15 protein-coding genes and 3 tRNA genes are annotated in these 21,870 nt (G+C 35.4%); 1 reads left to right on the plus strand and 17 read right to left on the minus strand.

Annotated elements, in window-relative coordinates:
• Nucleotides 1-3: 3 nt before the first annotated feature.
• The 17 genes from AC1DCD_RS06770 to AC1DCD_RS06850 all read right to left on the minus strand — a co-directional run bounded on the left by AC1DCD_RS06770 (nt 4) and on the right by AC1DCD_RS06850 (nt 18,906).
• Nucleotides 4-76 (minus strand) — tRNA-Gly (locus AC1DCD_RS06770).
• Nucleotides 77-120: 44 nt separating this feature from the next.
• Nucleotides 121-194, minus strand: a tRNA-Pro gene (locus AC1DCD_RS06775).
• 212 nt (nt 195-406) lie between these two features.
• Entirely contained in the window at nt 407-1,009 is a 603-nt protein-coding gene (locus tag AC1DCD_RS06780) for a response regulator transcription factor (protein WP_008449015.1), read from the minus strand.
• Between the two features lie 25 nt (nt 1,010-1,034).
• A complete protein-coding gene (locus AC1DCD_RS06785; protein ID WP_008448991.1) occupies nt 1,035-1,991 on the minus strand; it encodes a LuxR C-terminal-related transcriptional regulator in 957 nt (318 codons plus the stop codon).
• Nucleotides 1,992-2,184: 193 nt separating this feature from the next.
• On the minus strand, nt 2,185-2,910 hold the full coding sequence (locus tag AC1DCD_RS06790) for a YebC/PmpR family DNA-binding transcriptional regulator (RefSeq protein WP_039864433.1): 726 nt from the start codon (nt 2,908-2,910) through the stop codon (nt 2,185-2,187).
• Between the two features lie 15 nt (nt 2,911-2,925).
• The gene (pheT, locus tag AC1DCD_RS06795; RefSeq protein WP_464639899.1) at nt 2,926-5,394 is read right to left on the minus strand and encodes a phenylalanine--tRNA ligase subunit beta; all 2,469 of its coding nucleotides are present in this window, start codon (nt 5,392-5,394) and stop codon (nt 2,926-2,928) included.
• A gap of 483 nt (nt 5,395-5,877) precedes the next feature.
• Nucleotides 5,878-5,966 (minus strand) — tRNA-Ser (locus AC1DCD_RS06800).
• Nucleotides 5,967-6,010: 44 nt separating this feature from the next.
• Nucleotides 6,011-6,604 carry an IMPACT family protein gene (locus tag AC1DCD_RS06805; RefSeq protein ID WP_464639901.1) on the minus strand — a complete coding sequence of 198 codons (594 nt, stop codon included), beginning with the start codon at nt 6,602-6,604 and terminating at the stop codon, nt 6,011-6,013.
• Between the two features lie 29 nt (nt 6,605-6,633).
• On the minus strand, nt 6,634-7,881 hold the full coding sequence (locus AC1DCD_RS06810) for a DUF1015 domain-containing protein (protein ID WP_464639903.1): 1,248 nt from the start codon (nt 7,879-7,881) through the stop codon (nt 6,634-6,636).
• Between the two features lie 137 nt (nt 7,882-8,018).
• Nucleotides 8,019-8,936: an NAD(P)-dependent oxidoreductase gene (locus AC1DCD_RS06815; protein WP_464639905.1), complete on the minus strand. Its 918-nt coding sequence runs from the start codon at nt 8,934-8,936 to the stop codon at nt 8,019-8,021.
• 86 nt (nt 8,937-9,022) lie between these two features.
• Nucleotides 9,023-10,093 carry a 3-phosphoserine/phosphohydroxythreonine transaminase gene (gene serC, locus AC1DCD_RS06820; protein WP_464639907.1) on the minus strand — a complete coding sequence of 357 codons (1,071 nt, stop codon included), beginning with the start codon at nt 10,091-10,093 and terminating at the stop codon, nt 9,023-9,025.
• Between the two features lie 207 nt (nt 10,094-10,300).
• On the minus strand, nt 10,301-11,617 hold the full coding sequence (locus AC1DCD_RS06825) for a DEAD/DEAH box helicase (RefSeq protein WP_464639909.1): 1,317 nt from the start codon (nt 11,615-11,617) through the stop codon (nt 10,301-10,303).
• The gene (locus AC1DCD_RS06830) at nt 11,607-12,770 is read right to left on the minus strand and encodes a tetratricopeptide repeat protein (RefSeq protein ID WP_036853816.1); all 1,164 of its coding nucleotides are present in this window, start codon (nt 12,768-12,770) and stop codon (nt 11,607-11,609) included. The genes AC1DCD_RS06825 and AC1DCD_RS06830 overlap by 11 nt, the downstream gene beginning before the upstream one ends.
• A 40-nt stretch (nt 12,771-12,810) precedes the next feature.
• On the minus strand, nt 12,811-13,917 hold the full coding sequence (locus tag AC1DCD_RS06835; protein WP_464639911.1) for a tetratricopeptide repeat protein: 1,107 nt from the start codon (nt 13,915-13,917) through the stop codon (nt 12,811-12,813).
• Between the two features lie 185 nt (nt 13,918-14,102).
• A complete protein-coding gene (locus AC1DCD_RS06840) occupies nt 14,103-15,356 on the minus strand; it encodes a tetratricopeptide repeat protein (RefSeq protein ID WP_024992575.1) in 1,254 nt (417 codons plus the stop codon).
• Nucleotides 15,357-15,395: 39 nt separating this feature from the next.
• Nucleotides 15,396-17,960 carry a DNA gyrase subunit A gene (gyrA, locus tag AC1DCD_RS06845; protein ID WP_464639913.1) on the minus strand — a complete coding sequence of 855 codons (2,565 nt, stop codon included), beginning with the start codon at nt 17,958-17,960 and terminating at the stop codon, nt 15,396-15,398.
• Between the two features lie 580 nt (nt 17,961-18,540).
• Nucleotides 18,541-18,906, minus strand: coding sequence for a hypothetical protein (locus tag AC1DCD_RS06850; protein ID WP_464639915.1), 366 nt, complete (start codon nt 18,904-18,906; stop codon nt 18,541-18,543).
• A 553-nt stretch (nt 18,907-19,459) separates the two neighbouring features.
• Between AC1DCD_RS06850 and AC1DCD_RS06855 the strand changes: the two genes are divergently transcribed.
• Nucleotides 19,460-21,847 carry a TonB-dependent receptor gene (locus tag AC1DCD_RS06855; protein WP_464639917.1) on the plus strand — a complete coding sequence of 796 codons (2,388 nt, stop codon included), beginning with the start codon at nt 19,460-19,462 and terminating at the stop codon, nt 21,845-21,847.
• The last annotated feature ends 23 nt before the right edge of the window (nt 21,848-21,870 follow it).

Consider the following 21,870-nt stretch of genomic DNA (forward strand, 5'->3'; position numbering starts at 1 on the left):
AAGAGCGGCAAACGAGACTCGAACTCGCGACCCCGACCTTGGCAAGGTCGTGCTCTACCAACTGAGCTATTGCCGCATTCTATAAATATTAACTCCTCTCTAGAAGTTTACAATTTGTTGTCGGGGCGACAGGATTCGAACCTGCGACCGCCTGGTCCCAAACCAGGAGCGCTACCGGACTGCGCTACACCCCGCTGCAAGTCAACAATTAACATGTTAGCCTCTACAACTGTAATTTATAACAACACGGCTAATCATTTCTGAATTGCGAGTGCAAAGGTAAACAATTATTTTTTAAACACAAATATTTTAGCGAAAAAATAATAAACTTTTTTTATAAAAAGGCTTGTTATTTAAGTTCACCTTATTATATATATCCAAGATTTTAAATATATAAAACACCTTTTTAAATCTTATTTATATCCACATAGCCATGCATCACTGCATAAATAGTGAGCGCAGAAACACTTCTCATACCCAATTTATCCATAATATTTTTACGATGAGTAATTACTGTTGTCAAACTAATATTCAGCTTATCTGCTATTTCCTTATTAATCATTCCTTGCACTATCAAAGATAACACCTCTATTTCACGATTACTCAACAGCTTATTTTTAAGAACTGCCGGCAGCTCTGGCAAATTCTTTCCACCAGGATGCCCATATTGTTCCATCCTTAATATAGAACGAATTAGCTTTTCCTCTGGAACATTTAAACATAGACTATGAAAGCCTGATAACTGAGAATTAGGATCACATGTCATAGTTAAAACAATAGTTTTATGTATATTATTAGAAAAAAATACACGATTCTCTAAAACAATAGTTTGAGCTACAAAAAAATGATAAAATCTGTTTGGATCGGCTCTTTGAAAATCAGGAAAAGAAGAAAAAGCCTCAACTGTCATAATAGGAATTACATTTTGCAAAATTTGTTTCAACCCTAACACCACTAAAGTATTAGGTTCTATTATAGCCATTCGAGGGCGTCCTTGTTCTACACTCATAACAAATTAATTCTTCGTTTTTATATTAAAGCTTTACACTACTAATATCTACTAAATTATTTACAATTGCATAGATGGTCAATCCTGCAGGTGAATGTATCTGCAGCTTACGTGCAATATTACGCCTATGAGTAATAACAGTATTAGTAGAAATACAAAGGTGATCTGCTATTTCTTTATTAGCCATACCTTGTACTAAAGCTATTATAACTTCTTTTTCACGATCACTAAGAGTATCGCTTGCTTCAGGATTCTTGCTAATCATATTTGATATTTTAGCACTCACTCCATTCTGCTTTATCCGTTCCTCTAAATTACGTATAACTGGAATAAATATATAATCTTCAACTTTAGCATGCTGTGTTAGCCATTCTTCACAATTATAGATATCGAACAAAGCTGCAGCAAGTTGATTATTACGTTGAGTATCTGTCGGTAAATACTTTACTATTATATCTTTTATTTCACCAAGCTGCTCCTCTGTTTGACGATGATGCTTAGAAAATGTTTCTATATTATAATCATCAGTAGTTTTTCCATTTAATAATACTTCAACATAAGAAAAAACTGTTTTTTCTTCGTACGACATATGCTTAGCTATTGTTTTAGCATATTCATCAAATAGCTTTATAATAAGTTTAGCTAAATTATCATTAGGATCAACAGCAGCAATTAGTTCTTTACGTATAGTTGGTAATTCGTAATCCAAATAATATACATGACTAGATTTAAGATACTGTAACAATGTAGGAATAGAGAGCTTATCCAAATCATCCCAGTCATTACTATTATTTACAGTAAAGTTTACTATAAATAGAAAAGTATTAGTATCTACATTTTGAGCTTCACAAACTTCCTTTACAGTTTTATCTCCAAAACCTAAATTAATACCAAAACGACCTATACTTTGTAAGATTTCATAATTATCATTGATAAGACTAATCATCTTATCATCTGCCTCGTATATTTTATGGTTTTTCATCTGCTTTACCCTTCATTTTTAATCAAATTACAAAGTAACAAAAAAATGCACATTAATAATAATTAATTTTAAGTATTTATATTTATTTTACTTAAAATTTACCGCTACAAAGCTCTCTCTTATCTTTATAATAAAAAGAGCTAAAGACTCAAATAAACCTTACTTTAGCTCTTTTAAAATATCAAAAGTCTATTTATTCTGGCTTCATATTGGTGTACACATTTTGCACATCATCAAATTCCTCTAGACGTTCTACCATCTTATCTATCGTTGCACGCTCTTCTGTAGTAACTTCTTTTAAATCGTTTGGAATACGAGTAAACTCTGCAGAAGTAATCTCAAATCCATTCTCTTCTAAATGCTTTTGAATGTCTCCAAAGCTTTTAGGATCACCATAAATAGTTATTTCGTTTTCGTCCTCATCTTCATCAAACTCATCATCTACACCAAAGTCTATCAAATCTAAAATTAATTCCTCCATATCCACTCCCTCTTTCTTTTTAAAAGAGAATACAGCCTTATGGTCAAACAAAAAACTTAATGAGCCTTGTGTGCCCATATTTCCATTAAACTTATTAAAAATAGAACGCACATCACCTACTGTTCGAGTAGTATTATCTGTTAAAGTGTCTACAAACACAGCAATACCATGCGGTCCATATCCCTCATAAGTTACTTCTTTATAATCACTAGTATCTTTACCCATAGCATTCTTAATAGCACGCTGAATATTGTCTTTAGGCATATTCTCGCGCTTACAAGTAGCTATGATGGCACGTAGACGTGGATTATTCTCAGGTTCAGGACCACCTGCCTTAACAGCAATAGCAATCTCTTTACCTAACTTAGTAAATGTACGAGCCATATGGCCCCAACGCTTTAGCTTTGTCGCTTTGCGATATTCAAATGCTCTTCCCATGAGAATAAATTTTTATTAACGGAGTTCTGCCCCGAGTTTTATAGTTAAATTCTTAATTAATTTCTGCATAATAGCATCTATTGCCTTATCATTGAGAGTTTTTGTTGTGTCTTGGAGAATAAAGTTTACAGCATAACTCTTTTTACCTACAGGTAAATTCTTACCTTGATATACATCAAACAATTCCACCTTCTTTAACAATTTCTTTTCTGTTTGCCGAGCTATTTCTTCTATCTGCACAAACTCTATTTTATTATCTAATAGCAATGCTAAATCTCTACTAACTGCTGGATACTTAGAAAGTTCTTCATACTGGAGATTATTCTTACGAACAACTTTCATAAGTTCTTCCCAATTTATCTCTGCGTAGAACACCTTCTGACCTATATCCATACGCTTCAACAAAGCTATACTTAATATTCCTAATTCAGCTATAATCTTACCATTCCTTGTTTTTAACGCAATTGCTTTATCAAAAATATTATTGTCCGAGTGTTCACTGACTAACGCTCCCTGGCGCACTCCCACTCTACGAAGAATATTCTCTACATATGCTTTCAATTCATAAAAGCTGCTATCCTCGTCAGGATGAGCCCAAGAACCTTCTACATGTTTACCTGTTACCCATAAAGCAAAATGATGCTCTTGACTATAGGCTCTTACTGGATTATCTAAAGAATATCTATCCTGTGAAAACTTATAAATATTACCTGTCTCAAAAAAGCGTAAATTAGTAGCTTTACGATTAATATTATAAGCCAAGCTCTCTAAACCTCCAAATAATAAAGTTTGACGCATCACACCAAGGTCTGCCGATAATGGATTCATTACCTTTACAGTTTCTTCCCAAGTATACTTATTCCACTTTCCATGATCATAATAAGAAGTCTTTGTAAGAGAATTGTTTAAAATTTCAGAAAAGCCTGCTCCCACTAACTGCTCACTTACTATATTTTCACGATGATAATCCTTATCTGCCTCTTCTGCTATTGTTAAAGACGACTTTAACATTGTAGGGATTTCTACATTATTATATCCATATATACGCAATATATCTTCTACTACATCACAAGGTCGTTGTACATCTACACGGTAAGCAGGAACTAATAGATCAATACCATGCTCATCTTCATTTTCTATCTTCATCTCAAGAGAGGTTACAATGCTCTTTATCGTAGAAACACCTATCTGCTTACCTATTAACCGATCACAATATTCAAAATTTAATCTTACAGGGAAATCGGCTATTGGCGAAGGATACTCATCGCATATTTCCATACTTACTTTTCCTCCAGCCAACTGCTGACAAAGTATAGCTGCTTGTTTTAATGCATATATTATACCATTAGGGTCTACACCACGCTCAAAACGAAAGCTCGCATCTGTAGATAAACCATGGCGGCGCGCACTCTTACGTATCCAAGTAGGATGAAAATAAGCACTTTCTAACACTACATTTTTTGTAGTTTCATAGGTTCCGCTACCTTTTCCTCCAAAAACACCAGCAATACACATAGGCTCTTCTTCATTACATATAGCTAAATCGTGCTTGCCTAATATATGCTCTTCGCCATCAAGAGTAACAAATCGCTTTCCCTCGTTCTTATCTCTTACTATAATATGGTTGCCTTTCACCATATCTGCATCAAAACAATGCATAGGCTGGCCATATGCCCACATTATATAATTAGTAATATCTACAATATTATTAATAGGGCGTAATCCTATCACACTTAACTTATCTTGCAACCATTTCGGGCTTTCTTTCACCTCACAACCTGTTATACTCAAACAGGCATAACGCCTACAAGCTGAGGTGTTTTCTATTGTTACCTTTATAGGAAGATTATTATTATCTACATGAAAATCATCACATGAAGGGCGGTGTAAACTCGTTTCATAACCATTTTGTCTCAACCATGCGTACAAATCTCGAGCCACTCCATAATGACTTAAAGCATCTGCACGATTAGCCGTAATATCTATATCAAACACCCAATCACTATCTAACTGATAATATTCTGCTGCTGGCATACCTACAATAGCTTCTTCCGGTAAGACTATAATACCATCATGCGACTTACCTACACCTATCTCATCTTCTGCACATATCATACCAAAGCTATCTACGCCGCGTAATTTGCTCTTTTTTATAACAAATTCCTTATCGCCATCATACAGTACGCATCCTAAATCGGCAACAATAACCTTCTGACCAGCTGCTACATTAGGGGCTCCACAGACAATCTGCTGAGCTTCCCCCTTACCAAGATCTACGGTGGTTATATGTAAATGATCCGAATTAGGATGATCTTCACAAGTAAGAACCTTACCTACAAATAGTCCTTTTAATCCACCACGAACAGTTTCCACCTCCTCTAATGAGCCTACCTCTAACCCTGTAGATGTCAAAGCCTCAGCAAGATGCTTAGGTGTCAAAGAAAAATCTACATATTGTTTTAACCACTTGTATGATATCTTCATTATTTATATGATATTTTAGTATGTTTTTGAAATGCAAATTTAATAAAAAAGTTAGATATAACAAAAAGCTACAGAGGTAAGATTTAATAACCATTTCATAACAAAGCAACCTATACCTTAATATATTAAGCTATACAAACTACTTCATATACTATAACTGTTATTATATACTTACATCGATTTGCTTAGAATCCTATTTTTAAGAAAAGTACACTTAGGATTTTTTATTAGTAAGCCATGTTTTGCTTACTTATATTGTAACAACATTAGACCTCTTGGATATGTACACACTACCTTTACCACCTGATATTTTCACTCGAGCCCCTACCTACGTATTGGATTTATCATTACTCACAATAACGACCAACTACTCACTTAGATAAAATCATTTCATTATCTGGAACATGGTAAATCTTTTTACCTATATTTTTCCACCTGTCAAAAAAAGTGATTTGACTTACATTATCTATAATACATCTCTTGCGGAAGTAGAGGGATTCAAACCCCCGATACGCGATAAGGCGTATACCGGATTTCGAGTCCAGCGCATTCGGTCACTCTGCCATACTTCCTCTTATTAATAGCAAAATTAATACAAAAACCGAAAAACACCAAATTAATCAAACAAAACTTTATCCAACCTCTCTCTAAACTCCTGCGCTCTACTTTGACGAATAGATACAACCATCTCACACATGTTATCAAAAGATTGGTCTATAATACGAGGCTTCATATCTTTTATTATGCGCATAACAACATTCATCTTTAAATAAGAAAAAGCAAACTTAATATGCTCTTCTATAAAACGTTCTTCTATTATACAGTTACTAATAGCAGCGGCAGCGGCAGTTCTATATGCCTCTATAAGTCCGCTTGTCCCTAAATTGATTCCACCATAATAACGTACTACAACAACTAATATATTAGTAAGGCTATTACTATTAATCTGTCCAAGAATAGGTTTACCTGCCGTAGAAGAAGGCTCTCCATCGTCTACTGCTCTAAATTCATTTCTATCAGCCCCTATTACATAAGCATAACAACAATGACGCGCATCATAAAACCTCTTACGATAAGTTTTTACTATATCTAAAGATTCCATAGAAGAGCATACATGATGTGCAAAGGCGAAGAATTTACTCCGCTTCTCAGAGTAAAACCCCTCGCCTACTCTTGTTTCCAATATTGTTTTATACTTATCGTTACACATAAATAGGTATTAAGCACACAACACTTTCTTTACTCAAGCTTATGTATAACAAGTCCTGAACGAAGTTTTGGCTCAAACCATGTTGCCTTAGGTGGCATAATCTTACCGCTATCTGCAATATTCATAATCTGCTGCATAGATACTGGATATAAAGCTAAAGCCCAACGCATCTCACCACTATCTACACGACGTTTTAGCTCCTCTAAACCACGTAAACCGCCCACAAAATCGATACGCTTATCTGTTCGCAAATCTTTAATGCCCATCAAGTCATCAAGAATTAACCTACTAGATATATCTACATCAAGAACACCTATAGGATCAGAATCATCATACGTTCCCTCTTTTGCTGTCAAGCTATACCAATTTTCATCAATATAAAGCGAAAATTCATGTAACTGCTTAGGCCTATAGGCTGTCCTACCTTTCTTCTGAACAATAAAATTTTTAGTTAAAGCAGTAAGGAACTCTTCTGTTGTCATTCCATTTAGATCCTTTACTACACGATTATAATCTAAAATAGTTAGCTCACTTGCTTGAAAACATACAGACATAAAATAATTATACTCTTCCTTTCCAGTATGATTCGGATTTTGTTTAGCCTTCTCTGCACCAACTAATGCTGCCGCTGCAGAGCGATGATGACCATCTGCAATATAAAGACTCGGCATCTTTGCAAACTCTTCCGTAATTGTTTTTATATCTTTCTCATCATCAATAATCCAAAGTTGATGCCTAAAACCATCTATAGGAGCTACAAAATCGTATTCTGACTCAGTCTTAGCATAACGCTTAATAAGACTATCTAGAGTTTTATTATCTGGATAGGCAAAAAATACAGGCTCTATATTAGCATTATTTACACGAACATGCTTCATACGATCTTCCTCCTTATCACGACGAGTTAATTCATGTTTTTTTATAACTCCAGTTAAATAATCATTAACGTATGCACCAACAACAAGTCCATATTGTGTTTTACCATTCATTGTCTGAGCATATATATAATAATGCTCTTTATCGTCCTGAACTAACCAGCCTTTTTCCTGAAACTTCTTAAAATTAGCTACAGCACTCTCATAAACACGATCATCATATTCACTTGTACCTTCCTCAAAGTTAATCTCTGGCTTAATTATATGATATAAACTCTTTTCATTATCTCCAGCCTCTTCTCTTGCCTCTTCTGAGTTGAGTACATCATAAGGACGACTTTGAACTTCTTCTACAAACTTCTTTGGTGGGCGAACACCTCTAAATGGTTTTACAATTGCCATAATATTTAGGTTTTAGGATAAAAATTAATCACTCTCTTTTTAAAAAGGATATTATAATGTACATAATTACTTTTTATAGTACATTATAATATTCCTTTTATATACAAAAATAAGTAATCTTATCTGATAAAAAAAAATTATTTATTTACTTGGAATTTAGTATCACCTGTAGCAAAGAATGCTTTTATTTGCCTTGCTGCAGCAATACCAGCATTTGAATTAGCCTCAGCAGTCTGAGCTCCCATCTTCTTTGGTGTGCTAAAATATCTACCTTCAAACTTGACAAATTCTGCATCTGCATCAGGCTTAATATCTGTTATATACTTAATGTCTGCGCGATCGTTCATTAAACGGATTAACTCCTCTTCATTAATAACTTCCTTGCGAGCAGTGTTTATAACAATTCCACCCTTAGGCATCATATTTACTAAATTATAATTAATACTCTTCTTTGTTTCAGGAGTAGCAGGGATATGCAAAGACACTATATCACACTTCTTAAACAACTCCTTCTCGTCATTAACAGCATGAACTCCGGAAGCCTCTATAACATTAGCTGGACAAAAAGCATCATAAGCATAGATATCCATTTCAAAGCCCTTTGCTACACGAGCTACATTACGCCCAACATTACCAAAAGCAAGTATACCCAACTTCTTTCCTTTTAATTCTGTACCTGGTTTTCCATTATAAAAGCCACGAATAGCAAATACTAATAAACCAAAAACAAGCTCTGCCACAGCATTTGAATTCTGCCCCGGAGTATTTTCTACTACAACATTATTAGCTATAGAAGCTGCTAAATCGATATTATCATAACCTGCACCAGCACGTACTATTATCTTCAAATTTTTAGCAGCAGAAAAAACCTCTGCATCTATCTTGTCAGATCTAATTATCATTGCATCAACGTCAGCAACAGCTGACAATAACTGCGATTTATCTGTATATTTTTCAAGCAGCACAACTTCATGTTTTGCCCCCTCAAGTTCCTCTTTAATACCTTTAACAGCAGCTTCTGCAAAAGGTTTTTCGGTAGCTATTAAAACTTTCATAGTAATATGTATTTATTAAGTTTAAATATATTTTGAAACATCAGCAAGTAACCTTTTCTATCTACTCACTGATGTTTCTTTATTAGTTAATGTTTCTTTTCATAGTCCTGCATACAAGACACAAGAGCCTTAACCCCCTCAATAGTCATTGCATTATAACAGCTTGCACGGAATCCACCAACATCACGATGCCCCTTAATTCCTACCATTCCACGTTCTGTAGCAAACTTAAAGAAATCGTCTTGCAAATCTGCATACTCATCATTTAATACAAAGCAGATATTCATATAAGAACGATCTTCTTCGCATTTCACAGTACCTCTAAACAACTTATTACGGTCTATCTCTCCGTAAAGCAAGTCGGCACGCTCCTTAGCACGTTTTTCCATTGTCTTAACACCACCTTGTGCTTTCAGCCAGCGAAGATTTTCAAGAGCAGTATAAATAGGTACTACAGGAGGAGTATTAAACATAGATCCCTTCTTTGTATGTGTACGATAATCTAACATAGTGGGTATTTCACGCTCTACATTACCTAAAGCATCATCTTTCACAATAACAAAAGTAACACCTGCCATTGATAGATTTTTCTGTGCCCCTCCATAAATACAATCATATTTAGAGACATCTACTGGACGACTAAAAATATCTGAAGACATATCACCGATTAAGCGCACAGGAACATCAATATCCTTATGCAACTCTGTACCATAGATGGTGTTATTAGTCGTTACATGCAAATAGTCAAGATCTGAAGGAACTTCATATCCCTTAGGAATGTAAGTGTAATTATCATCAGCAGAAGATGCCACCTCTATAGTCTCACCAAAATGCTTAGCCTCTTTCATTGCTTTTTTAGCCCATGCGCCAGTATTAACATAACCAGCTTTCTTTACAAGGAAATTAGCTGGAATCTGACAGAACTGTAAAGAAGCCCCTCCTCCAAGAAACAGAACAGAATACCCTTCAGGGACATCTAAGACTTCTTTTACCAATTGTTGAGCCTCTTCCATAACTGGCTTAAAGTCCTTCGACCTATGACTAATCTCTGCAAGAGATAGGCCTATACCATTAAAGTCTAAAATAGCATTAGCTGTTTTTTCTATTACTTCCCTTGGAAGTACACATGGACCTGCACCAAAATTATACTTTTTCATACGCATATATTGTTTAATGTTAGTTTTATAATAGTTTAGAGTAGTATGCAAAAACATATTATAATTTCGCTTACCCACGTTGCGAATTTACGCTTTTATTTTTAGTCATACAAGCATTTTACTTTTTTTTTAATTTACTATACTACTTACACCAAATAACCATATTAACCATTAATTAAAAATCAGCTTGCCATTTTGAAAGCAATCTTATCGTATTTCTTCCACTATAGTACGAATACCTTTTATTTTTTGATTTTTAGTATTAATTATAACTGAAGAAATTTTTCTTTTTTTTATTGCAGCATAAGAATATCTGTCTTTTACATCTATCTTTCCTATGTCTGAAGCCTGTAAACCGCCTTTTTTACATAAAAACCCTACTATATCTATCTTAGAAATTTTATCTTTCTTACCTTTTCCTATATATAAAGTTGCCATCTTGGGTTCTGAAGGTTTAGGAAGCTCTTCAGGTAAAGATATTATTTCATACTCTCCCTTAACATAATCGGGTAGCTGCTCCTCTGGACCAAGAATAAAGCAAGTAGTACCTCCCTTATCCCATCGGGCAGTACGCCCTACCCTATGAATAAAACTGTCTTCACTTTCAGGAAGATGATAATGTATTATATTATTAACATCAGGAATATCTAACCCACGAGCAGCTAAGTCTGTACTTATAAGAATATTAGCCGATCCATTTGAAAAACGATACAGAGCAGCTTCTCTCTCTGCTTGATCCAGTCCTCCATGAAAAAGAGAAGTGGTAAAACCTTTTTCATGTAAGAAATTATATACTCTCTCTACAGAGTTACGATAATTCAAAAAGACTATAGAGCTTTGATCTTTAAAAGTGCATAATAAAGCAAAAAGAGTTTCTAACTTATCCTTTTCTTGACTATGTACTACAAACGTGCTTACACGATTAGATAACACTTCGCTTTTATCAGAGAAATCTATCTTTAACAACCTTCCCATTGATATAAAGTTTGGTATCTCTTCTGCATATGTTGCAGATAGTAATATACGACGCTTAATATTAGGAAGTTTGTTTACAAGATTATACATCTCTTCATGAAATCCCATTGCTAAACACTTATCAAACTCGTCTATAACCATAAAGTCTACCCACGATGCATTTATATTTCCCTTATCAAGATGATCGTTTAAACGTCCGGGAGTAGCAAAAACCAAATGTGGTTTTTCTTTATTTAACAATTTATGCTCGTCCATCGTAGCCCTGCCTCCATATAAGGCTAATGCTCGAAGTCCGGTGCCTAAATCTTTCATAACAGTACACAGCTGCAAAGCAAGCTCTCTACTGGGTAAAACTATAACAGCTTGTACCTTATCTTCGTTTATATTAATAAGCTGACTCAATGGTATAAGATATGCGAACGATTTTCCTGTACCTGTTGGAGATAACACTAATATATCTTTATCAGTATGTAAGATAGCTTTAAATGTGGCTTCTTGCATAACGTTAGGCGTTATACCTAACTTATCTAAAATAACATTACTTCCCATTTTTTATCTTATCTATTGCATCAAACTCTTTTCCCATATTCAAATTTAAATAAATGGTATAAAGGGGAGACAACCACTTTTCTTTACTTTCAGGCATTAGTTCCTTATACTTTTCTATATAAGGTAGTGCCTTTTCATAATAAGTAACTATACTATTACGTTTAGCTTTGCTACGTTGCCAATTCTTATCAAGCTCTATAGCTTGATTAAAATAAGCCATACCTATATTATAATAAGCATCGGCAAAGTTAGGGCTCTCTTCTATTAACTGCTTACAGATAGCTATACTTTGACCGTATCTGCCTATATTAAGCAGAGCTGTACTCTTTGTAAAACGGAAAAGTATATTAGTAGAGTCTACTTGCAATGCACGGTTTGCAACTATTAGTACAGAATCGTTTGCTCCTATCTTATCATAATAATCTACTAAGCGAGGGAAGAAATAAGCAAACTTGGGATATTGCGAAAACCCTTCCTTCAAAGTTTGCACGTATCGAGGCATATCTTTCTGTAAAATATAAGCTTCTGCTTCATACTGTTTTACAAAGTTTAGCATTGAACTATCTCGCTCAGCTAATTTTTGATGCCTTAATATCAAGGACGCATCATATAGCTTATATCCACAATACATAGCCCAGTATGCTGCATGAGGTGTTAAAGGGTCGTCTTTCCTGTAATGATACCCATTAAAAAGAGGCTGATCTTCTAAAGATATAAAATCATCAAAAAAACTATACGCTAATTTAAAGTTGCGAGCATGAATAAAGAATACACCACCATTAAACAGATTAGGACGAATAGAATTTAATAATTCTGAATGTTTCACCCTATACTTAGGCTTACCCATAGCACTAAGTTTTACATCAATAGAATCAAAACTATACATAGTGTGATACAACTTCCTTGTTATTGTAAAGAAAGCCGTTGTATCATATTTTTGATTTAAATACAATTTTTCATTACCCTGCTCGTATTGTTTTACTAACGCTTCACAAAGGATAAGCCATATTTTAGGATTAGTCCGTTTAGAGGAATCTTCGAGTAACTGCTCCATAGACTTCTCTACCTTTACCAACTCTTTTCCTTGTTTCAACTGATCTCTTGCAATTTGTATTTGTCTCTTTTGTCCAAAAGTAGCAAGTGTGAGCTGCATCAATAATAATATATAAAATACTCTCTTCAAAATATTATATTTATTTCTTTTCTAATATCGATTCTAATTCAGCAACCTTCAATTTGTCATCTAATATGGTATAAGCCATATATAAAGGACCTATCCAGTCTACTTTATTACGTCTTGGGTCTTTTGCCCGTACTCTTTCTAAATAATCTCTTGCCTCTGCAAACACCTTAGTATATAGTGTTTCAGATACTATCTCACCTTTCTTCTTCTGCGATAATACTGTATCGCGTATTTGTAATCCCATCTGATTAAGACATACACCTATATTATATATAAGTGGTATAAGTGTAGGATCTAACTTATCAGCATGCTTATAAGCATCTACAGCTTCCTCCCAGCGCCTTGCATGCATAGCAATCTCTCCTTTTAAGATCCACGGGATAGGAGAATTATAATTATTCTCTAATCTGCTATCAACAAAATCTTCTAAATTAAACTTTGCTGTAGGTTTTTGATAAAAGCGCATAATCCATGAAAAATATTTTTCATTAGTAGGGTCTGCATTATACAAACGTTTTAGTACAGCAAGATACTTTAGAGAGTCGCTCTCATTAGCCATCTGCTCATACATACATTCAGCTTTTACATCAGCACCAGCTTTAGCTGTCTCATCATATTTTAGAGCATCGTCGGCATATCTATCAGCGGTAACATAATCTTTTTCTTTAAGGTAGTAATAAGCTAAATAATAAGATGCCACACCCGACTCGTCTATACTACCTTCTAATAATGGTGATTTTTTAGCTATCAGATAAAGGCTAAACGCATTAATGCCCTGCTTACGATATTTTTCTTTACTTGCTAAAAATTTCCCTGCATCTATCAATACAGGACAAAAACTATTTAAACGTGTCTTATTATCTTCATCAAACTTAGTACGTATTTTGTTTTTCTTATTTGGCTTTCTATCTAATTCATCGCTCTTTAATGAGTAGTCTACTATATTGTACACAGTAGTATAATACTGTACAGTGTCTCTAATAGATATATTCTTCAGTTTAGACTCTTCTTTTTTCGCTAAATGATGATAGCTCTCTGCCTGCTTATAAGCATCTTGTTGTGCTGAAACAAACAAGCTGAAATTAAGAAACACTAATAATATAATAATCTTCTTCATCTAATAAAGTTTTCATAAAGCATAAAGACTCACTAAAGAAAGATACATTTTTTATAAAAACTATCTTTTTACAAACACTTATGCTTTTTATAAAATATATATATTAATTCTATCCTATTGAAACATGTTTTACTTTAAAACAAACCTATCTCAACAGAATAGAATTAATATAATAACTACTAACATTAATGAATGTCAGCTTCTGCAGCAACTGTCTCAGGAGCTTTTGCACCCTTCACAAAATAATAGCAGCCATATAGAGGATAAGCCCAAGTATTTTTTTGCTCCTTAGCTGTGTCAAGACTCTTAGCTTTCTCTAAATAAGAAATAGCTTTGTTATAAACTTCATTAAACTGTGCTTTTGCTGCAGGAGTAAGAATACCCTTCACCTGAGCTACACGATCTTGTGCCTTATAGAACCAGCACTGACCTATAGAAGCATTCAAAGCTACTCTTTGATTGTTTTCTGTTGCTATTGGTAATGCTTTTTCTAAGAAACCTGCAGCTTCGTCATATTTTCTATCCTGAAGAGCTAACTGTCCTTTCATAATCAAAGCACTATAACTTTTTGGATTTTTTTCTAAAGCAGCATTTAATATTTTTTCCGATTTATCTTTCATCCCTAACGCATTATAAGTAGATGTTAAAGAGGTAAGAATAGCTTCATTAGTAGGATCGCTCTCATACATCGTAGAAAGCTTCTGAGCATAAGCTACAGAATCTTCACGGGTTTTTAGCTGTGAGCCTAATATAGCTAACTGTACCTGCTTAGCATCCTTAACACGCTCTGGACTCTGAATAGCATAAGCAATATACTTTTCTGCCTTAGCATACTCTTTGTTCTGATAAGCGTATATAGCAGAATAGTAAGCTATCTCATTTAGATTTTTATCCTTAGCCTTATCAAAGCTTGCAAACATTGGCCACTCTGCAGTATCTACATAACGAGCTAAATATTTATATGCATTAGCATCATCTTTCTTTCCCTGAAAGAATATACCTGCATTAATTAGCTGACCACGAAGATTATAGGTAGGCTCAATTATGCTTGCATAACGAGGTTTTATCTTACCTTTTGCATTAGGCATATTATCATATTTATTTACTTCTGCTGCAGCATCAAGAGCCTGATCAAGAGCTTTATATAGTCCGTCCTCATCAACAGGCTTATTACCCTCTTTACCCATCTGCTTAGCTGTCTGGTTTTCTAACTGAACAGTTTGCTCTGCATTAACCTTAGCCATAGCAAGCTCATACAGCTTATCATAAGCCTTAGCCTTCTCAGCATTATTAGCTAACTGGCTTAAACTATTTTGAACAAGACTTGCAGCTTGCTCATAGCTTGTAGCTTTCAAAATAGCCTTCAACGGCTCACTGTCACCTGCAAAAGCAGCCGATGTACCTAGTAGCATCATTGCTGCAAACATTAATTTTTTCATATTCGTTATCTATTAAAGTTTTATTTTTAATAATTAATTTCATTCTTTATCTTCGTGTACAGAACCTGCAGTATTATTATCTTGAGCATTTGTTATATCCTCATCATCTGCATTATTTACCTCATCTACTTTTTCCTCCATTTCTGCACTCCTTACTTTACATACAGAAGCTATTGTGTCACTCTTCTTAGAAAGGTTTATCAAGCGCACTCCTTGTGTGGCTCTTCCCATTACACGACATTCAGATACAGCCATACGAATAACAATACCACTCTTATTTATTATCATAAGATCATTATCGTCGGTAACTGTTTTGATTGCTACCAGCTTACCTGTCTTCTCTGTAATATTCAAAGTTTTGACACCTTTACCACCACGATTAGTTAAACGGTAGTCCGACACTAAGGAACGCTTTCCATAACCTTCCTCTGACACAACCATAACTGTTTCGTTTTCAGAATCATTTACTACCACCATACCTATCACTTCATCTTCGCCATCTTCATCGAGCTTCATTCCGCGCACACCAGTTGACACACGCCCCATAGTACGAACATTATTCTCATGGAAACGACATGCACGACCATTCTTGTCAGCTATAATAAGCTCATCACTACCATTGGTAAGGCGAACATCTACCACCTCATCGCCATCATTTATATTAATAGCTATAACACCATTGTTACGTGGACGAGAATAAGCACGTAATAAAGTTTTTTTCACTAAGCCTTTCTTAGTTACAAAAACAACATAGTGAGTATCTAAAAACTCTTCATTATCTAACCCACGAATACGTAGGAAAGCATTCACGGCATCACCTGGTTCTAATGACAACATGTTTTGTATAGCCCTACCCTTAGAGCTCTTATCTCCTTCAGGAATATCATAACACTTCATCCAATAACAACGCCCCTCTTTGGTAAAGAACAACATTGTCTGGTGCATTGTAGCAGAATAAATATATTCTGTGAAATCTTTTTCTCGAGTACGAGCACCTTTCGAACCTACACCTCCACGTGCTTGCTCCTTAAAATCGGTTAATGGTGTACGCTTAATATATCCAAGATGACTAATAGTAATGACAACAGGATCATTGGGATAAAAATCTTCTGCATTAAACTCATGCTCGTCTGGAATAATCTCAGTGCGACGTTCATCACCATATTTTTCCTTTATATCGTAAAGCTCGTTTTTCATTACTTCTTTACAACGCTCCGGATTATCAAGAATCTCTTGTAAGTTTTTTATAGTTTGCATTAACTCTTCATATTCTTCATGCAACTGATCCATACGCAACCCTGTAAGCTGTGCTAAACGCATATCAACGATAGCTTTCGACTGCAACTCATCAAGATTGAAACGTTTCTCCAAATTGGTCTGCGCCTCAGAAGGAGTCTTGCTGGCACGAATAATATGTACTACCTCATCTATATTATCACAAGCAATGAGTAAGCCTTCTAAGATATGAGCACGCTCCTGTGCTTTCTTTAAATCGAACCGAGTACGACGAATAGTAACATCATGACGATGTTCTACAAAATATTTTATACATTCCTGTAAGTTTAATAAACGAGGACGACCATTTACAAGAGCAATACAGTTTACAGAGAACGAACTTTGTAAAGCTGTCATCTTGAAAAGCTTATTCAATATAATATTAGCATTTGCATCGCGCTTCACATCTACTACGATACGCATACCTTGACGACCCGTTTCATCATTTACATTAGAAATACCCTCTAACTTGCCTTCCTTTACTAAATCGGCAATATATTCTATAAGCTGTGCCTTATTTACCCCATAAGGAATTTCGGTAACAACTATCTTATCATGAGCCTCACCTGACTCTATCTCAGCCTTAGCGCGCATCACTACACGACCACGACCTGTCTCATAAGCATTTTTTACACCCTGAAGCCCATAAATATATGCACCTGTAGGGAAATCTGGAGCAGGAATATATTGCATTAGCTCTTCTGTGCTTATTGCAGGATTGTCAATATAAGCACAGCAACCATCTATAACTTCGCTAAGATTATGAGTAGGAATATTTGTTGCCATTCCCACTGCAATACCATTTCCACCATTTACAAGAAGATTAGGTATCTTAGTAGGCATAACAGAAGGCTCTGTCAAGGTATCATCGAAATTGTTTACCATATCAACGGTGTCCTTATCTATATCATCCATGACACGCTCGCCCATCTTTGCTAAACGACATTCTGTATAACGCATAGCAGCAGCTGAGTCGCCATCTACCGAACCAAAGTTACCCTGACCATCAACAAGCTTATAACGCATATTCCAGTCCTGACCCATACGAACTAAAGCACCATATACAGAAGAGTCCCCATGAGGATGATACTTACCAAGCACTTCACCTACGACGCGCGCACATTTTTTATATGGCTGGTTACTAAAATTACCAATACCTCGCATACCAAAAAGTATACGGCGGTGTACTGGCTTAAAACCATCACGAACATCTGGCAGAGCACGAGCCACTATTACCGACATAGAATAGTCGATATATGAGCTTTTCATTTCCTCCTCAATGTTAATCCTCATGATTCTGTCATGATCAATAGTTTGATTATCTTCCATTATTTTATTTATTTTTTATTGTCGTTTTATCTCACTAAAAAAAAGGAAAATGCCCTAAAATGCCCTTTTTCTTTATTCTGACGCATTTTACTTATCCCTTTTAAGCTGTAAAAGTACAAAAAATTATATATATAAAACGCCTTAAATCGAAAAAAAATAAATAAAGACAAGCAATAAAATAATATTCATGCTACTAAAGATTCATAAAAAAAATGACAAAAACAGGTAGCACCAAAAAGACAACTCGGTGTGAATAAGCATTTTACATTCTTAAAACAAACAAATAAAGCACTGCTTAGAAACAAGCGAGAATCTTTACACACTTTGTTTTACTTCATACCCTTTATTACTTAATTTTCATCAGCTTCTATAATCCTAACTTTCAAAGATAAGTTACAACGCAATGCACTTTTCTCTTGCAATAAGACATCTATAACATAGAAAAATAATTTATTTTTGAAAGAAAAATAAATTAAAAATAAAGTAAAAATAGATTATTTTTGCTTTAAACTCATCATCTTTACCCATCATAAAGATATGCTTTTCACATTATAAATAGGCTTTTTATATGGATAAAACTTTATATATCTTTATTTCCAATAGGTAATATCTCTATAAGCATCATTATAAAAAAAGCTATTAAACATGCCCAAAAAAGATACCAGTTTTGTACTCCTAAATTAACTATCACACCTATTAAGAATATAACCAACAAGTCTTCATCAGTATCTAATACTTTAGTATCTAATACTTTTATCAGACGTTTTCCTTTTGTTTTATATTCTTTGCCTAAACCAATATAGCTTAATATATTAAAAGCAATAGCTATAAGGACAATAACCGTTATTAAGACTTGATACCATAATTTATCAGAAACGTTAGATATACAAATGCATAATAAAGCCAAAGAGTTTAGACGAGACATAAACTTTCGAGTTATCTTCATAATCTTACTATCTTTTTAATGTTTGACCCAATAATTATTTATAAATGGTTATACAAATATATACATTTCTCACTAATTTCAAAAGAAACAAGTAAGAAATCACTAAATCTATAATTTTTGCCAAATTACTCGTTTCTACTTATAGCTATCCACATCTATTAAACCCAAATCGGTCATTAGAAAATGACAAGGAGCTTTTTCTAATGACCTATTTGGAATAAAGGTATTTGTACGCATATCACCGCCCTGTAATAAGGGGAAAATATGTCTTTGCGTCTTACCTTTTAAAGAGAGAAAAACTTTCGCTTCTCATCTAAAAAACATCATGGTTCAAGATACCTACAAATGAGTATTGCAAGTTTATTTTATATGCAGTACCTTTGCCGCCAACAAAAAAAATATTTCAATGACAAGGAAGCGAAAGAAAGACAAATCTTTTTGTAGAAAATTTATATGTAGATGTATCAACTTTAAGTTGGTGCATCTTTTTTTTGTGAATAATTTTGAATTTCATTCATTATTCAAGACTCCTCAAAAACAAAAAAAGCAAAACATGGAACACCTATCAACACATTCTTTAAGCCTGCTACGTATCTTTTACATGCTATGCCTGCTCCACACCACAAGTTACTACGCTAACGCACAAACACATGGTACAACCATACTGCATGGATATGTTACCGATGAGCAGCGACATATTCCCTTGAGTGGTGCCAGTATTGAAATCATAGGGACGGAAAAGCGTGCCATCAGCAACGAAGAAGGTAGATATGTTCTGCCCATCAGCGAAGAAGGAAAGTTTACCCTACAGGTGTCTTACGTCGGCTATAAAACAAAAAAGACCAATGTTGGTTTATTTCTCAACAAACAAGACAGCATTTGCATCAACATAAGTCTACATGCAAACAGTAACACACTACAAGGTGTAACCATCTTGGGAAAAAATAAGATAAGACAACTAAAGCAGTCGGCTTTGCCCGTATCGGTCATAGGTAAACGACAGTTAGAGGGAACTGCCACGAATATCAATGACGTACTGGCTCGCACCGTAGGAGTAACAGTACGCAACACAGGTGGTATAGGAAGTGCATCACGCATATCAATACGAGGGCTGGAAGGCAAACGCATGGGCATGTTTGTTGATGAAAGCCCCTTAGGAGGAGTGAATAATTTTGTGGCACTCAATGACATTCCTACCTCAATGATAGAGCGTATTGAGGTGTATAAAGGTATTGTGCCCTACAAGTTTGGTGGTTCTGCATTAGGTGGAGCCGTAAACGTAGTAACCAAAGAGTATCCTCCCCTTTACTTTGACGCATCGTACGAGATAAGCTCGTTCAACACTCACCAATTATCTACTGTTCTGAAGCGTACCAACCAACGCACAGGACTGCAGTTTGGCATTGGTGGAGTGTACACCCATTCGGACAACGATTACGACATGATTTTAGACCATTTGGATGGAAGAACCGTAAAACGCACCCATGACAAATTTTCCAAGATTATTGGTGGCGCATCTGTTAAAGCCACCAAATGGTGGTTTGACGAACTAAAATGGGAACTGATGTTTACCCACACCCGACAAGAGATACAAGGTATTGACCAATATATTCGTGAGGCTTTCAATAAGTCACAAAACCTCATGACTGCGCTGAAGCTGCAAAAAGAGAACTTTTTTGCACCGGGCTTAGACCTAACTTTTGAGACACTACTCTCGTACGGACGATATGGAATGACAGATAAAGCCAAGTGTCGCTACGACTGGGATGGCAACAAACTGCCTGCCGTATCGCCTTTTGGTGGTGAGCAAGGCAACCATCCAAGCGATGGCGATAACAAGTCGTATGATTGGAGCGGCAAGCTCAACCTAAATTATCTCATCAATGCACACCACAGCCTCAACCTCAATGTATGTGCCAACAACACGAATATGTTTCCCTCCGACTCGCTTATGGATAAGGCTTTAGGATTCAATGCCAACTTTCATAGCAGAATGACATCCACTACCATAGGACTATCGTACGACTTGACTCTCTTTAATGGCAGACTTCAAAACGCATTCACGATAAAAGACTTTATATATAGTTCCGACTCACGGAGTATTTCCACTTACTCTATTAGAGAGCCAAAGCCCGTCAGCAGCTCAAAAAACTTTGCGGGGTTTAGCAACGCCATGCGCTGGAAGTTCTCCGACGAACTGTTGGTTAAGGCATCGTTCAACTCAGAAGTACGCATACCGTCTACCGAGGAGCTTATTGGCAACGGCTATTCCATATTACCTTCGCCAGCTCTAAAACCCGAGCGTACGACAGGATATAATATTGGCTTGCTCTATCACAAAGCATTAAAAGAAGGTGGAATGATAGAAATGGAGTTGAACAGCTTTTACAACACCTTAGAAGACATGATACGCTTCACACCCGACATGATACCTACCATGGCTCGATATAGGAACTTTGGCGAAGTGCAAACCATGGGAATAGAGTTAGAAGCCAAAGGAGACGTATTGCCCATGCTCTATCTATATGCCAACACCACATACCAAGACTTGCGTGACAAACGAAAGATGGTTCCTGGCACAGTGGTGGAAAACCCCACCTACAACATGCGTATTCCAAATGTACCTTACTTCATGGCTAATGGAGGACTGGAATATCATCAGGAGAATATCTTTGGCGGTCGAGGACAGAATACCCGCATCATGGTTGACGCTTCATATATACACCAATATTACTACGATTTTGAGATGAGCAAATATCAAGAGCGCAAAATCCCCACCTCCATGATAGTGGATGCAGCAATAGAACACACATTACAGAACAGTACATGGAGCTTTACGCTAAAGGTTAAGAATATAGCCAACCGCCGTGTCGTATCCGATTTGAATTGTCCTTTGCCAGGACGGTCTGTTGCCTTCAAAGTAAGATATTTATTAAAGTGAGATTTATAGAATCAATTATATCA

It is taken from the genome of Prevotella sp. C0209C1 (genome assembly GCF_056583855.1).

What these genes read in the sequence shown, in the direction of transcription:
- AC1DCD_RS06815 (WP_464639905.1), bottom strand. Translation starts at nt 8,936, where the DNA reads ATGAAAGTTTTAATAGCTACCGAAAAACCTTTTGCAGAAGCTGCTGTT.
- AC1DCD_RS06790 (WP_039864433.1), bottom strand. Translation starts at nt 2,910, where the DNA reads ATGGGAAGAGCATTTGAATATCGCAAAGCGACAAAGCTAAAGCGTTGG.
- AC1DCD_RS06850 (WP_464639915.1), bottom strand. Translation starts at nt 18,906, where the DNA reads ATGAAGATAACTCGAAAGTTTATGTCTCGTCTAAACTCTTTGGCTTTA.
- AC1DCD_RS06780 (WP_008449015.1), bottom strand. Translation starts at nt 1,009, where the DNA reads ATGAGTGTAGAACAAGGACGCCCTCGAATGGCTATAATAGAACCTAAT.
- AC1DCD_RS06810 (WP_464639903.1), bottom strand. Translation starts at nt 7,881, where the DNA reads ATGGCAATTGTAAAACCATTTAGAGGTGTTCGCCCACCAAAGAAGTTT.
- AC1DCD_RS06840 (WP_024992575.1), bottom strand. Translation starts at nt 15,356, where the DNA reads ATGAAAAAATTAATGTTTGCAGCAATGATGCTACTAGGTACATCGGCT.
- gyrA (WP_464639913.1), bottom strand. Translation starts at nt 17,960, where the DNA reads ATGGAAGATAATCAAACTATTGATCATGACAGAATCATGAGGATTAAC.
- serC (WP_464639907.1), bottom strand. Translation starts at nt 10,093, where the DNA reads ATGAAAAAGTATAATTTTGGTGCAGGTCCATGTGTACTTCCAAGGGAA.
- AC1DCD_RS06825 (WP_464639909.1), bottom strand. Translation starts at nt 11,617, where the DNA reads ATGGGAAGTAATGTTATTTTAGATAAGTTAGGTATAACGCCTAACGTT.
- AC1DCD_RS06805 (WP_464639901.1), bottom strand. Translation starts at nt 6,604, where the DNA reads ATGTGTAACGATAAGTATAAAACAATATTGGAAACAAGAGTAGGCGAG.
- AC1DCD_RS06855 (WP_464639917.1), top strand. Translation starts at nt 19,460, where the DNA reads ATGGAACACCTATCAACACATTCTTTAAGCCTGCTACGTATCTTTTAC.
- pheT (WP_464639899.1), bottom strand. Translation starts at nt 5,394, where the DNA reads ATGAAGATATCATACAAGTGGTTAAAACAATATGTAGATTTTTCTTTG.
- AC1DCD_RS06785 (WP_008448991.1), bottom strand. Translation starts at nt 1,991, where the DNA reads ATGAAAAACCATAAAATATACGAGGCAGATGATAAGATGATTAGTCTT.
- AC1DCD_RS06835 (WP_464639911.1), bottom strand. Translation starts at nt 13,917, where the DNA reads ATGAAGAAGATTATTATATTATTAGTGTTTCTTAATTTCAGCTTGTTT.
- AC1DCD_RS06830 (WP_036853816.1), bottom strand. Translation starts at nt 12,770, where the DNA reads ATGCAGCTCACACTTGCTACTTTTGGACAAAAGAGACAAATACAAATT.